Raw genomic sequence first — 13,567 nt, 5'->3', positions numbered from 1 at the left:
AGGCCAGTGATGACACAAGACCGCCGGAGCCACCGCGCGTCAGGGGTGGGCAGTCGACTCCTGCCGGCGAACTGGCGCGTGCGTCCCCGTCTGGTCGCGCTGATCCTGCTCCCGACCGCCGCGGCCGTCCTGCTCACCGGACTTCAGCTGACCACCGCCCTCGCCACGGCCGGTGAGTACCGCCGGATGACCGAGGTCGCCTCACTGGTCGAGTCGCTCGGCACGCTCGCCCACGAGATGGCCGAGGAGCGCGACCTCACCGCCTGGTACGCCGCCGGCGCCACGCGTTCCCGGCTCACCAAGGTCAGGGAACAGCGCGGGGTGGTCGACCGGAGCAGCAAGCAGACGCTGACCGCGATGGAGGCCCTCGACGAGTCGCAGGCGGCCCGCGTCCGCACCGAGGTCGCCCAGATCCGCCGCTGGCTCGACGGTCTTCCCGGCCTGCGCAGGCTGATGACCGACGGCAGCGTGCTGCCCCGGGCGGCCCTCGGCATGTACTCGCGGATGATCTCCGACTTCATCACCCTCCACGACGACCTGGGCCGTAGCGGCGGCGACGAGCGCCTCATCGGTGACGCGCTCGCGCTGGGCGCGCTGACCCGGGCCAAGGAGCAGGTCGCCAGACAGCGGGGCACCCTCCTGGTCAGCTTCCTGGACGGCAAGTTCGACTTCGACGACCCCGCCGACCTGCTGGGCGCGTACCGGAGCCAGCAGAGCGAGGAGAACGCCTTCCGGGCGACCGCCTCGGCCGCCGACATCAAGCGCTTCCGCGACGTGGTCAACGGCCCCAAGATCGACCAGGCCGACTCCATGCGGGCTCTCGTCATGTCCCTCATGCGGGAGAACAAGCCGCTGGAGCGGATCGGCGGCGGCTGGCTCAGGAGCGCCGACACCTGGTACGCCGCCTCCTCCGCGATCGTGGACAACATGCGGACCGTCGAGCGCGGCCTGTCGGCCGCGGTGGTCGCCCGCAGCCAGGAGATGGAGAGCGCCGAGCAGCGCAGCGCCGCGATCTCCGGTGTCTCGATCCTGGTCCTGCTGGTCCTGATCCTGCTCATCACCGCCTGGGTGGCCGGCACGCTGGTCCGGCCGCTGCGCAAGCTGCGCAGCGAGGCGCTCGAGGTGGCCGACACCCGGCTGCCCGAGACCGTCCGGGTGCTGCGGGAGTCCGGGGACCACGCCCCGAACATCGAGGTGCCCTCCATCGGGGTGGCCTCCCGAGACGAGATCGGGGAAGTGGCCAGGGCCTTCGACGAGGTCCACCGCGAGGCCATCCGGCTGGCGGGTGACGAGGCCCGGCTGCGAAGCAACATCAACGCGATGTTCGTCAACCTCTCCAGGCGCACCCAGTCGCTGGTGGAACGCCAGATCGACCTCATCGACGACCTGGAGCAGGGCGAGCAGGACGAGGGCCGCCTCGGCAGCCTCTTCAAGCTGGACCACCTGGCCACCCGCATGCGCCGGAACTCCGAGAACCTCCTGGTCCTCGCCGGTCAGGAGCAGAGCCGCCGGTGGAGTGAACCGGTTCCGCTCAGCGACGTCGTCCGCGCCTCGCTGTCGGAGGTGGAGAACTACGAGCGGGTGAACCTCCGGGTCGAGTCGGGCATCTCGATCATCGGCCAGGCCGTCAACGACATCGTCCACCTGGTCGCGGAGCTCGTCGAGAACGCGATCTTCTTCTCGCCGCAGGACACCAAGATCACGGTGACCAGCAACGGCAACGAGATGGGCGCCGTCATCCTGGCGGTCACCGACGCGGGCATCGGCATGAGCGACGAGGAACTGGCCGAGGCCAACCGCCGGCTGGCCGAGCCTCCCGCGGTGGACCTGTCGGTCTCCCGCCGGATGGGCCTGTTCGTGGTCGGCCGCCTGGCCATGCGCCACGGGATCAGGGTCCAGCTCAGGCGCCCGGAGACCGGCGGCCTGAGCGCCGTCGTGCTCCTGCCGGTGCAGGTGGTGGCCCAGGGCACGGGGGTGCCCGAGATGGCGATGGCCGGACAGGGCGGCATGCCGTCCGGTTCCTTCGGCGGTCCCGCGAACTCGTTCTCCTCGGTGAATCCCGACCCGTTCGGCTCCACTCCGAACGCGGACCCGTTCGGGACCGGCGCCGGGCGCGGTGGCCGACCGCCGGTCGGCCTCGGGCAGCCCGCCCAGACGCCTCCTCAGATGCCGTCCCAGACGCCTCCCCAGGTGCCGGCACCGATGTCCGGAGATCTCTGGTCGGGGCCGGTGGTGCCCGCCTCCGCGGTGGAGGACCTGTGGTCGTCGCCGCTGGCGTCGACCCCGGCGCCGTCGTTCCCCTCGGCCTGGCCCGAGACCTCCTCGTCCGATCTGTGGGCACCGCAGCGGCTGGAGCCGGTGGAGAACACCCAGGCCCTTCCCGCGGTCGAGGTCTCGCCGACGGAACCGGAGCCGGAGGAGTTCCTGCCGATCTTCGCGGCGGTGGGGTCCGACTGGTTCCGCAGCAGCACCTCCGTCGCACCCGAGCCGGAACAGGAGGCGGAGCCCGATCCCGAGCCGGTCGCCGAGGCCAGGCCCCGGCTGCTGGAGCAGCGGGTCAGGCGGGGCCCGCAGGGACTGGAGACCCAGAACTTCCCGCAGATCTCGCATTCCACGCCGCAGCCCCAGCAGCAGCCGGGGCAGCCGCCGCAGCAGCAGGCACAGCCGCCCAGACCGGCTGCGCCCGCGGCCGACAGGCAACCGTGGAGCACCCCCTCGGACCAGGGCTGGGCGGCCGCGGAGGTCGCCAAGAAGCCGGTGGAAGGCGGCGTGACCGGATCGGGCCTTCCCAAGCGGGTGCCCAAGGCGAACCTCGTTCCCGGAGCCGCCTCGGCGGCACCGGCTGCGCCGGCCCCCCCGATGCCGCCGATGTCGGCGGATCGGGTGCGCAGCCGCCTGTCCAGTTTCCAGCAAGGCGTACGGCAGGGACGCGCTGAGATGAGCGAGCGTGCCAAGGCCGTCGAGGGAGAGAACCAGCAGTGAACAACCAACTCAGCCAGGCCGCCCGCGGCTTCAACTGGCTGATCACCGAGTTCGTCAAGGAGATGCCCGGAGTGGCGCACGCGGTGATCGTCTCCGCGGATGGGCTCCCGCTGGCCTACTCCCAGGGATTCCCCAAGGACCGGGCGGACCAGCTCGCCGCGATCACGGCCGGTCTGATCAGCCTCACCCAGGGTGCCTCACGGGTCTTCGAAGGCGGCCCTGTGGCACAGACAGTGATCGAGATGCAGCGGGGCCTCCTGCTGACCATGTCGATCAGCGATGGTTCCGCGCTGGCCGTACTGGCCTCGCCGGACTGTGACATGGGCCTGGTGGCCTACCAGATGACACTGCTCGCAGAGCGTGCCGGGCAGGCGCTTACGCCTGCGCTACGGGCCGAACTGCAGTCGGTTCAGCGATAGGGGGGTGATATGGACGCACCAGGTTGGCGTGGACCGGGGGAGGAACCCCAGAACACGTCTCAGGCCAAGAGCGGGCGAGACCGGTTGATTCGCCCGTACGCTGTGACCGGGGGCAGGACCGCCCCCCGGATGCAGCTAGCTCTTGAGGCACTGGTCTCCTCGGCGACGTTGGCGGGAGTGGATCCCGCCACGCTCTCCACGGAATATCAGGCGATCATTTCGCTGTCCCGGCAGGTGCGCTCGGTCGCCGAGCTCTCTGCCCTGTTGCGCATGCCACTCGGCGTGACCCGGGTACTGATCGCGGACATGGCGGCCGAGGGCCTGGTGCAGATCCATCAGCCGTCGCTGGATGCGGGTAAGCCGGATCTCAATTTGCTTGAAAGGGTGCTCAGTGGGCTTCGCAGGCTCTGACGCCGGGATGACGTCGACGAAGATCGTCGTCGCCGGCGGGTTCGGTGTCGGCAAGACGACCTTTGTCGGCGCGGTCTCCGAGATCATGCCGCTGACCACGGAGGCGGTGATGACAGAGGCCAGCGCGGACGTCGACGACCTCTCGCACATCCCGACAAAGCGAACCACCACGGTCGCCATGGACTTCGGCCGGGTCTCGCTGGACCGCGACCTGATCCTGTACCTGTTCGGTACGCCGGGTCAGCACCGGTTCTGGTTCATGTGGGACGACCTCGTGAAGGGCGCGATCGGTGCGATCGTGCTCGTCGACACCCGGCGGCTGGCCGACAGCTTCCCGGCGATCGACTACTTCGAGGAGGCCGGACTACCGTTCGTCGTGGCCCTCAACGGGTTCGGCGGATCGCACATCCACGGAGAGGAGGAGGTGCGGGAGGCTCTGACGATCTCCCCGCACATCCCCGTCGTCCGGACCGACGCCCGGTCCAGGGACGCGGTGAAATCGACCTTGATCACCCTGGTCGAGCACGTCCTCACCCTCAGGGTCTGATCTCCTGACGCGGGTCTCGCCCCTTCGAAGGGGCGAGACCCGCGTTCTTTTCTCCCGTGACAGAGGTCCCCGGAGCCGCCCTCGCTCGCCGCGGGCCGGCGGGGCCCGCGCTCCCGGCCGAGGCCCCGGTTCCGGAATCCCCGCTCCCCACGCCTTCGCCGGCCGACTCGTTCTCCGTCCTCGGGATCCGGGTGTCCCGCACCTGAAACGACACCGGACGGCCGGCCACACCGGAGACGTTCCATAAGGCCGACCCCGGACCGTCTGATCCGCCGGAGGTGACGGCCGATGAATCCCGGACCGCGGACGCGCCGGGGACCCGGTGAACACGCGGTTTCACGGTCCGGTCCGCGGGCCGCCCGTTGAGCTCAATCGCGCGGACGACCATCGATTTCACGATGGTCGTTTCTTTTCTGTGCGGAAAGCGGATGAAACAGCGGCGGCCGGTGACGTTAGCCTCACGTCGTCGGCCGCCGCTGTTTCGCGAGCCCGATACCGGCCTTTACGCCGGTCCTGAACAGGCTCCTGAATAGACCTCTAGATAGGCAGGGCCTCGACAATCGAGGTGCCACCGGGCAGTTCCACCTGCCGGCTGAGCCGGAAACCGGACTTGCCCAGGAGTTCGGCGTACTCGGAGGTGCTGCGTTCCATGCCCTCGCCGAAAAGGGCGAGCATTCGCATGTCGATGTCCTTACTGATGTGCGGCCTGTCGCCGTCCGGCACCACGGCCTCGACCAGGAGCACTCGGCCGTCGTCGGAGACGGCCTCCCTGACATTGCCCAGAATCCGCACCGAGTCCTCGTCGGACCAGTTGTGGATCACACTGCTCAGCAGGTAGGCGTCCGCCCCGCCGGGCACCGAGACGAAGAAGTCGCCTTCCACGAATTTGCACCGGCCTTCAAGACCGGCCTCGGCGAAGAAGTCCCTGGCCGTGCTGACCACCTGTTTCTGGTCGAACAGCACGCCGTCCAGATCTGAGTGGGCCTTCAGGACGGCGGCCAGGATGTGCCCCTTGCCGCCGGCCACGTCCACCAGGGTCCGCACCCCGGAGAAGTCGTAGCGGGAGGCCACGGCGTCCGCGAACGGCTGGGCCCTGACCGTCATGTAGTCGTTGAACAGCGCGCCGGCCCCGGGGTTGGCCCTCAGATAACCGTAGAGGTGCCCGTGCCGTTCGACGAAGCCCGACCTGCCGGTGCGCACGGTCCGCGGGACCATGCCCATGCCGTACCAGAAGCCCTCCTCGGAGATCATCCGTATGGCGGGGCGGAGCGAGCCGGGCAGGTCGGCGCGGAGGGTGGCACCCGCCTCGGTCAGCTCGTAGGTGCCTGGCACCGTGGTCGCGACCATGCCCATGGCGGCGAGCTGGCGGAGCACCCTGCCGAGCGCGGAGGCGTCGGCGCCGCAGCGCAGTGCGAGCTCGTCGACGCTCAGGGCGCCGTCTCGCAGGTGGTCGGCGCAGCCCAGTTCGGCCATCGTGGCCAGGGCGGCGAAGCGGGAGACGCCACCGATCGCATCCCAGACCGGTGCCTGTGGGTGGCTCATGGAAATCCTCTCTGCGGTGTGCGGTCCCGAGGGAGGACCACCACGCTTCGGCGGACGTTTTGAAGAGGGCTTCAGGAGCTCGAGGGCGACGGGCTCCGCATGCCGCGCACCAGGCGGCCGACCTCGGCGCGCAGGTGCACGAAGTCGGGGTGCTCGCGGGTGGTGATCTGGTCGCGCGGTCCCGGCAGGTCCACGCGCAGGTCACCGACGATCCCGGCGGGGGCCTTGGACAGGACCACGACGCGGTCACCGACGTAGACGCTCTCGTCGATGTCGTGGGTGATCAGCACGATGGTCATGTTGTGCAGGTTGCGGACCCGCAGGGTCAGGTCCTCCAGGTCCTCACGGGTCTGGGCGTCCACGGAGCCGAAGGGTTCGTCCATCAGCAACAGGGCCGGGCGGTAGGCCAGAGCGCGGGCGATGGACACCCTCTGCTGCATGCCCCCGGAAAGTTGCCACGGGTACTTGGCCGCGGCGCCGTCCAGGCCGACCTCCTCCAGGGCCTCCATCGCCGCCTGCCCGCGTTGCCGCTTGTCCATTCCCTTACGGCGCAGCGGGAGCGAGACGTTGTCGACCACCGACATCCAGGGGAACAGGGAGCGGCTGTAGTCCTGGAAGACCACGGCCAGGTTGTCGGGGGTCTGCTCGACCTGGGCGCCGTTGAGCGTGACCTGGCCGCCGCTGGGCCGTAGCAGCCCCGCGATGGAGCGCAGCAGTGTGGACTTGCCGCATCCGGAGGGGCCGACGATGCACACCAGTTCACCCTGGGCGACCTTCAGGTCGATGCCGCCCAGCGCGTTGTGGGCGCTCGGCCCGCTGCCGTAGGTGTGGGACAGATTCGTGATCTCAAGCACAGCAGGTCCTCAGGTCGTCTGCTTGGCGGAGCGGTGCCAGGACAGGACACGTCGCTCGGCCGCCAGGAACGCCGAGTTGAACACGTATCCCAGGATGCCGAGCACCACGATGGTTCCCCACACGCCGGAGAAGTCGTATGACCTCTGGGCGTCCAGAAGCTGGAAGCCGATCCCGTCGGTGCTGCCGACCAGTTCGGAGAGCACCATGAGGATCAGCGCCAGTGACAGGCTGACCCGGAGTCCGGCGAAGATCTTCGGCATGGCCGAGGGCAGGATGATCCGGAACAGCCGCTCACCGCTCGACAGCCCGAAGACCCTGGCGGTGTCCAGGTGCTGGCGGTCGACCTGCCGCGCCCCCTCGGAGGCGTTGATCAGGATCGGCCAGACGATGCCGAACGCGATGAAGCTGATCTGCATCCGGGGGCCGATGGCCAGCAGCGCCATGAAGAACGTGAGCAGCATGGGCGGCGGGATGGCGCGGGCGAACTGCACCAGGGGGTCGATGAAACGGAAGAGCAGCGGGGAGCGGCCCAGGGCGACCCCGAGGACGATCCCGACGACCCCGGCCAGCACCCACCCGGCCAGCAGCCGGCCGATGCTCACCGGGATGTTCGTCAGCGCCGCGTCGGTCAGCCAGAGCCGCTCCGCGGGGCCGGTCAGCCACATCGTGTACATGCTGGTCGCGATCTGCGACGGCGGCGGGAAGCTCAGCATCTCGATGCCGCGGGTGATCAGCTCCCACAGCAACAGCACGACGGGCACCGGCCACAGCCGGACCACGCCGCGCAGCAGGCCGTTCATCAGACCACCTCCGTACGGGCGGTGTGCCAGCGGAAGATCCGCCGTTCCGCGAGCACGAACAGGCCGTTGGTGATCACGCCGATGATCCCGGCCCAGATGGCGGCGGCGATGATGTACTCCACCGCGTCCGCGCTGCCGCCGCTCTCCAGGACGTAACTGCCGATGCCCTGGGCGCCGCCGCCGAGCAGTTCCGCGCTGATCGCCACGATGAGCGCGATCGCCGACGCCAGCCGGACACCGGTGGCGATGAAGGGCGCCGTGCTCGGCAGGGAGACGCGCCACAGCACGGCCGACCTCCCGAACCCGAAGCTGCGGAGCGTCTCCTTGGCGAGCGGGTCGACGTCCTTGAGGCCGTACATCGTGTTGATCAGCACAGGCCAGGTCGCCGCGTAGACGATCAGGGTGACCTTCATGTCGAACCTGTCGGAGAACACGGCGAGCGCCAGCGGGATCAACGCGATCGACGGAATCGGGCGCAGGAACTCAAGGATCGGCCGGAGCGCGCTCTCCACCCGGGGCAGGCTGCCGAGCAGGAACCCGGCGGGTACGGCGAGCGCGACCGTGAGCAGCAGTCCAAGAGCCCAGGCCCCGAGGGTCGAGGCGACGTCGGAGAGGAACTCGCCGTCGGTCACGAGTGCGGTTGCTCGACCCAGCACTGTGGAGGCCAGCGGGAAAACGAGCGGGTCGATCAACCCGGTCCGGCCCGCGACCTCCATGACGCAGAACAGCCCTGCGACGCCGAGGGCGCCGCAGAGCAGTCTGTTGTCGAGCGGGTTGTGCCGTGTCACCCGAGGTTGCCGGGAAGGAGGGTCTTGGCCTGGATCGGGCTCTTAAGGTAACCCTGCTCGACCATCAGATCGGCGACCCGCTGCAGGCGGGTCTCGTCAAGGCTGGTCGGGAAGGACCCGAGGGTGATCACGGCGGCGGTCGCAGCGTCGATCTTGGTGTAGGTCGGCAGGATCTGCTCGACGGCCTTGCGGTCGGTGGCGGAGATCTGCTGGGCCTTGGCGATCGCCCGCTGGAAGGCGGCGACGGTCTTGGGGTTCTCGGTGGCGAAGCTCTCCATGACGACCACACCGGCGATGGGGAAGTCCGCCGTGGAGTCGACCATCGTGTCGGCGAGCTTCTGGGCGCCGAGGTTCTTCTGCACCGCGGTCAGGGCCGGCTCGGTCATCCAGGCCGCGTCGACGACCTTGTTGGCCAGCTGGGCGCCCATCTCGGGGAAGGGGAACTCCAGGAACTGCACGTCGGCCTCGGTGAGGCCGTGCGTCTTGAGCACCGAGGTCACCGCCAGGGTGCCGATGTTCTTCTTGCTGTTGACCGCGATCTTCTTGCCCTTGAGGTCGGCGGGCGTCTTGATCGAGGAGTCCTTGGGCACCATGAGGTTGAACGAGTTCGGCGCGGCCTGGTAGAGGTCCGAGATGATCTTCATCTTGTTGCCGGCCGCGACGGCGAGGAAAGCCGAGACGTAGTTGGTCTGGGTGGCGTCCAGAGACCCGCCGATGAGGGACTGCTGGGCCTGGGCTCCGCCGACCACCGGTTCGATGGTGACGGTGAGCCCCTCGTCCTTGAAGTAGCCCTTGTCCTTGGCGATGTAGAGCGCGGCCGAGTCGGGGATCGGCAGCGCGCCGATCTTGATCTGAGTCTTCTCCAGACCATCCGCGTTCGCGGCGGTGGTGTCAGTGGACTTGTCGGAACCTCCGCAGGCGCTCAGCACCAGGGCGGCGGCGACTCCTGCGATGACGGTCCGGCTCGCAAGTGTGAACCTCATGGGTCTCCTTAGCTGCATTAGCTGCATTTGACCGCCCCTGCCGGAACTCGCTGTGACTCATCGGGCGACATGGAGGGGGTCCCGGGAGGCATGTTGGTCAAGGGGGGGTTTGCCGACCGCGGATCAGAGTAGCGGAGTAGATCAGTCAAATTACAAATACCACCCCTTTCGCCCCTATCGCCCCGAAGCTACAAAGCAGGCATACGCCACTCAGTTGCCACACCCGTAACAATCAACAGATAGATCCGCATAGCGGGCATAAGCAAAGATGTCAATAAATCTGTTTCGCAACTTTGTGGAAGTTTGTGGTTACGGGGCGGAGAGTCATCGCCCGATTACGGGCGCGGTGTACCCGTTCGGTGGGAAATGTGAGTTATGTGCTGTTGGCCGAACTCATCCGGCTGTGCTCCAATAACCCCTACCCCATGGATGCGTCGGCGTCACTCGCACATCATTGCGTGACGCGATCCCCTCCAAGCAGACGATCCGAGGAGAGGCAGCGGAGGCCAGTGAGGACAGCGTCAATCCCCAGCGAACGCGAATCCGGGCTGGCACCTGCCCTGGGATTCGACAACCAGGGGGGGCAGCCGCGGAGCGGCCCGGGCCAGGACCAGGACGATTCCGGCTCCGAGAGGTCTGCGAGGAACGGCGGCAAGCTCGCGCTCAAGAACTGGCGGGTGAGATCGCGACTGATCGCGCTCATCGTCATCCCCACGGCCGCCGCGATCGTGCTGGGCGGCCTGCGGGTCACCACCTCGATCAGCAGCGCCGCCGAGTACGAGCGCGTGCGTACCACCGCCGAACTCACCGCGGGCCTGAGCAGCCTGGTCGACGAGCTGCAGATCGAGCGTGACCTGTCGGCCCGGTACGTGGCACAGGGCCGGCTGAGCACCGGCAAGTCGAATCTGCGCAAGCAGTACGAAAGCGTCGATGGCGTCGCCGGCGAGGTGCGCGCCCGCATCAACGGCGTCATCAACGACAGCGGCGTCATCGAGTCGTTCGGGGCTCGGAGCAGGAACGAGCTCACGCAGATCCGCAGCCGCATCGACGAGCTCAAGAGCCTGCGTGACGCGGCGACGGCCACCCAGCTACCGGCCCAGCCCACGATCGCCGCGTACTCCCGTACCATCACGGACCTGCTCGCCCTGCACGACGAGATCATTCAGGGCGTCGCGGACCAGGAGATCACCGCCAGCGCGTCCGCGTTCGCCGCGCTGGCCAGGGCCAAGGAGCAGGCCTCCAGGGAGCGAGCGAACCTCGCCGTCGCCCTCGCCGTCAGGGGGTTCAGCGCGGAAGGCCTCAACGCCATGCTGGCCGCCCGGGCGCAGTTCGACAGCGAGCTCGCGACCTTCCGCTCCGAGGCCTCGGTCGCCCAGCGCCAGCTCTACGACGACACGGTCAGCAGCCAGAAGAAGGACCGCGCGGCGGCACTGCGCGCCCGCGCCATCTTCCTGGCCCTCAACGGCCAGCCACTGAGGAACGTCGACGTCTCCAGGACCGGACTCGGTGACCAGACGACGTGGTTCGACGCCTCCAGCGACATCATCGAGCGCATGCGCGCGGTGGAGGAGCAGGTCGCCGAGACCCTCATCACGCAGAGCCGGGTCCTGCAGGAGTCGGAGCAGCGCGGGGCGCTGATCGCCGCCGGGTTGAGCGTGCTGCTGCTCATCTTCGTCCTGATCGTCACCGCGGTCATGGCGCGGTCGCTGGTCAGGCCGCTGCGCAGGCTCCGTACCGAGGCGCTGTCCATCGCCGGCCAGCGTCTCCCCGAGACCGTCCAGAGCATGCGTGAGAGCGGCGAGGTCTCGACCACGGACATCACCCCGATCGGTGTCGCCTCCGACGACGAGATCGGTGAGGTGGCCCGGGCCTTCGACGAGGTCCACCGCGAGGCCGTGCGACTGGCGGGCCAGGAGGCCACGCTGCGGAGCAACGTCAACTCGATGTTCGTCAACCTCTCCCGGCGCAGCCAGACCCTGGTGGAGCGCCAGCTCTCCCTCATCGAGAGCCTGGAGCAGGGCGAGCAGGACGAGGGCCGGCTCGGCAGCCTCTTCCGCCTCGACCACCTCGCCACCCGCATGCGCCGCAACTCGGAGAACCTCCTGGTCCTCGCCGGTCAGGAGCCCGCCCGCCGGTGGAGCCAGCCGGTCCCGCTCATCGACGTGGTCCGCGCCTCGCTGTCGGAGGTCGAGAACTACGAGCGGGTCGACCTGCAGCTGTCCGCGGGCGTGGCCGTGGCCGGAACCTCCGTCAACGACGTCGTCCACCTGATCGCGGAGCTGGTGGAGAACGCGATCTCCTTCTCCCCCCGGGAGACCAAGGTCATCGTCTCCAGCAACCGCATCGACGGCGGCGGCGTGATGGTCTCGGTGACCGACATCGGCATCGGCATGACCGCCGAGGAACTCGCCCAGGCCAACTGGCGACTGGCCAACCCGCCGGTGGTGGACGTCTCGGTCTCCCGCCGGATGGGCCTGTTCGTGGTCGGCCGCCTTGCCCTGCGGCACGGCATCCGAGTCCAGCTCAGGCAGCAGGACAGCGGCGGCCTGACCGCCATGGTCCTGCTCCCGGAGAACCTGCTCGCCGTCACCGCCCGCCCGGGAGGCGGTCCCGGTGCCATGCCGCAGAGCGGAGACTGGGCCGGGTCCATGGCCTCCATGGACCGCCCGCCCGTGCTGGCCAGCCCCGCGGCTCCCCAGATGCCGTCCTTCGCCTCGTTCGAGGCCGCCCACCAGAACTCGTTCGCCTCCTTCGACCTGGGGCAGCAGTTCAACTCCTTCGAGGCCTCGCAGCCTCCCTTCGGCGGCGGCCAGTTCGGGCAGGCACCCGTCGACACCCCATGGCCGGGACAGCTTCCGCCGCCCGGCGCCGCCCCCGGTCACGGCTGGCCGGACGCCTCCCAGCCCGACCCCGTCGCGTGGCACCAGGGTCAGGGCACCCCGTCCAGGAACGACGCCGGAACGTGGTCGGGGGGACCGGGCGCGCCCGCGCGCGGTGACGCCCCCGTCTGGCCCGGCGGGCAGAACAGGGACGGCGGCTCCGACGTCTGGTCGAGCTCCTCGTTCCGCGGCGGCGACTCCGGAGGCTGGCCGTCCAGCGGCAACTCCGGCCCGTTCGGGCGGCGCCCGTTCGACGCGGCGGACAACACCGGCCCGCTGCCGGTGATCCCCGCCTCCTCGCCCATGGAAGAGGCGAAGGAGGAGTTCCTGCCGATCTTCGCGGCCGTCGAGTCCGACTGGTTCAAGAAGGTCGAGCCGGTCCAGGCCGCCGAGGAACGGGGCGAGGAGGTCGAGGCGGCCCAGCCGTCCCAGGCCGTTCAGGAGACCGTCCAGCTCTCACAGCAGGCCGCCGCCCCCCCGCAGGGGAACGGTTGGTCGTCACCCGCCGACGTGGGCTGGCAGGCGGCCAAGGCCGCCAGCGAGCCCTCACTCGGCGGGATCACCGGTTCCGGGCTGCCCAAGCGGGTGCCCAAGGCGAACCTGGTGCCCGGCACGGCCGCGCCCGACCTGGGCGCGGCTCCCCAAACTCCCGCGCTCCGGCCGACAGTCTCCCCGGAGGCGGTGCGCAACAGGCTGGCCAGCTTCCAGCAGGGCGTACGGCAGGGCCGCGCGGCCGCCAGGGGCGGAGCCGCGGACGGACGGCCGTATCCCGACTTCGGACGGGACGTTGAAGGAAACAAGGAGGACCGGTGAGCGAGCTCATCATGGTCGCCAAGGAGGATGACACGTGCGCGAAATGAGCCAGGCCGCCCGGGGGGTCAATTGGCTGATCACTGACTTTGTGAACAACGTCCCAGGTGTGGCGCACACAGTCGTCGTGTCGGCGGACGGTCTGCCGTTGGCGTATTCCGACGGGTTTCCCAGGGACAGGGCGGACCAGCTGGCCGCGGTCGCGGCCGGCCTGATCAGCCTGACCCAGGGCGCCTCGCGGGTTTTCGAAGGCGGTGCGGTCACCCAGACCGTGGTGGAGATGCAACGAGGGCTGCTCCTCATCATGTCCATCAGTGACGGTTCCTGTCTGGCGGTGCTGGCCGCCGCCGACTGTGACATGGGACTGGTGGCCTACCAGATGACGATGCTCGTCGAGCGGGCAGGCCAGGTGCTGACCCCGGCCGTCCGCGCGGAACTGCAGTCTTCCCACTCACGGTGACGGCGATGACGCTAGGAGGCTGTCGTGGCAGGCCGCGGCTGGACCGGTGAGGGCGACCCGCACGGCGGGTTTCCCTACCATTCGATGGACG

The 13,567-nt window shown here is 69.1% G+C and carries 11 protein-coding genes; 6 read left to right on the top strand and 5 right to left on the bottom strand.

Annotated features, from left to right (window positions below; all coding sequences use genetic code 11):
- Positions 1 to 78 precede the first annotated feature (78 nt).
- From AB0J58_RS03505 to AB0J58_RS03490, 4 genes are read left to right on the top strand one after another with little or no spacing between them, the layout of a single operon-like run.
- Entirely contained in the window at positions 79 to 2,982 is a 2,904-nt protein-coding gene (locus AB0J58_RS03505) for a nitrate- and nitrite sensing domain-containing protein (protein ID WP_364209647.1), read from the top strand.
- Positions 2,979 to 3,401 (top strand): roadblock/LC7 domain-containing protein, encoded by a 423-nt coding sequence (locus tag AB0J58_RS03500; protein WP_030906232.1) that lies wholly within the window; start codon positions 2,979 to 2,981, stop codon positions 3,399 to 3,401. The genes AB0J58_RS03505 and AB0J58_RS03500 overlap by 4 nt, the downstream gene beginning before the upstream one ends.
- 9 nt (positions 3,402 to 3,410) lie before the next feature.
- Entirely contained in the window at positions 3,411 to 3,812 is a 402-nt protein-coding gene (locus tag AB0J58_RS03495) for a DUF742 domain-containing protein (RefSeq protein WP_084195143.1), read from the top strand.
- Between the two features lie 7 nt (positions 3,813 to 3,819).
- Entirely contained in the window at positions 3,820 to 4,359 is a 540-nt protein-coding gene (locus tag AB0J58_RS03490; protein WP_343971950.1) for an ATP/GTP-binding protein, read from the top strand.
- Between the two features lie 537 nt (positions 4,360 to 4,896).
- Here the strand turns inward: AB0J58_RS03490 and AB0J58_RS03485 are convergent.
- From AB0J58_RS03485 to AB0J58_RS03465, 5 genes are all read right to left on the bottom strand, one after another.
- Complete coding sequence (locus AB0J58_RS03485) at positions 4,897 to 5,901, bottom strand: methyltransferase (protein WP_364209644.1); 1,005 nt, start codon at positions 5,899 to 5,901, stop codon at positions 4,897 to 4,899.
- A 71-nt stretch (positions 5,902 to 5,972) separates the two neighbouring features.
- Complete coding sequence (locus AB0J58_RS03480) at positions 5,973 to 6,755, bottom strand: ABC transporter ATP-binding protein (RefSeq protein ID WP_364209641.1); 783 nt, start codon at positions 6,753 to 6,755, stop codon at positions 5,973 to 5,975.
- A gap of 9 nt (positions 6,756 to 6,764) precedes the next feature.
- On the bottom strand, positions 6,765 to 7,556 hold the full coding sequence (locus AB0J58_RS03475; RefSeq protein ID WP_343971941.1) for an ABC transporter permease: 792 nt from the start codon (positions 7,554 to 7,556) through the stop codon (positions 6,765 to 6,767).
- Positions 7,556 to 8,344 (bottom strand): ABC transporter permease, encoded by a 789-nt coding sequence (locus AB0J58_RS03470; RefSeq protein WP_364209638.1) that lies wholly within the window; start codon positions 8,342 to 8,344, stop codon positions 7,556 to 7,558. Before AB0J58_RS03470 ends, AB0J58_RS03475 begins: the two co-directional genes overlap by 1 nt.
- Positions 8,341 to 9,327 (bottom strand): ABC transporter substrate-binding protein, encoded by a 987-nt coding sequence (locus AB0J58_RS03465; RefSeq protein WP_364209635.1) that lies wholly within the window; start codon positions 9,325 to 9,327, stop codon positions 8,341 to 8,343. The genes AB0J58_RS03470 and AB0J58_RS03465 overlap by 4 nt, the downstream gene beginning before the upstream one ends.
- A 509-nt stretch (positions 9,328 to 9,836) precedes the next feature.
- Here AB0J58_RS03465 and AB0J58_RS03460 point away from each other — a divergent pair.
- The gene (locus tag AB0J58_RS03460) at positions 9,837 to 13,019 is read left to right on the top strand and encodes a nitrate- and nitrite sensing domain-containing protein (protein WP_364209632.1); all 3,183 of its coding nucleotides are present in this window, start codon (positions 9,837 to 9,839) and stop codon (positions 13,017 to 13,019) included.
- Positions 13,020 to 13,062: 43 nt separating this feature from the next.
- On the top strand, positions 13,063 to 13,476 hold the full coding sequence (locus tag AB0J58_RS03455) for a roadblock/LC7 domain-containing protein (protein WP_326646986.1): 414 nt from the start codon (positions 13,063 to 13,065) through the stop codon (positions 13,474 to 13,476).
- The last annotated feature ends 91 nt before the right edge of the window (positions 13,477 to 13,567 follow it).

The organism is Streptosporangium sp. NPDC049644 (assembly GCF_040675205.1).
Classification (GTDB): domain Bacteria; phylum Actinomycetota; class Actinomycetes; order Streptosporangiales; family Streptosporangiaceae; genus Streptosporangium; species Streptosporangium fukuiense.
Note: the sequence above shows the minus strand (reverse complement) of the source record. Positions and strands in the feature narration are given on the sequence as shown.

Coding starts and splice junctions, on each gene's coding strand:
- AB0J58_RS03465 (WP_364209635.1), bottom strand. CDS start 9,327: ATGAGGTTCACACTTGCGAGCCGGACCGTCATCGCAGGAGTCGCCGCC.
- AB0J58_RS03490 (WP_343971950.1), top strand. CDS start 3,820: ATGACGTCGACGAAGATCGTCGTCGCCGGCGGGTTCGGTGTCGGCAAG.
- AB0J58_RS03455 (WP_326646986.1), top strand. CDS start 13,063: ATGAGCCAGGCCGCCCGGGGGGTCAATTGGCTGATCACTGACTTTGTG.
- AB0J58_RS03495 (WP_084195143.1), top strand. CDS start 3,411: ATGGACGCACCAGGTTGGCGTGGACCGGGGGAGGAACCCCAGAACACG.
- AB0J58_RS03485 (WP_364209644.1), bottom strand. CDS start 5,901: ATGAGCCACCCACAGGCACCGGTCTGGGATGCGATCGGTGGCGTCTCC.
- AB0J58_RS03475 (WP_343971941.1), bottom strand. CDS start 7,556: ATGAACGGCCTGCTGCGCGGCGTGGTCCGGCTGTGGCCGGTGCCCGTC.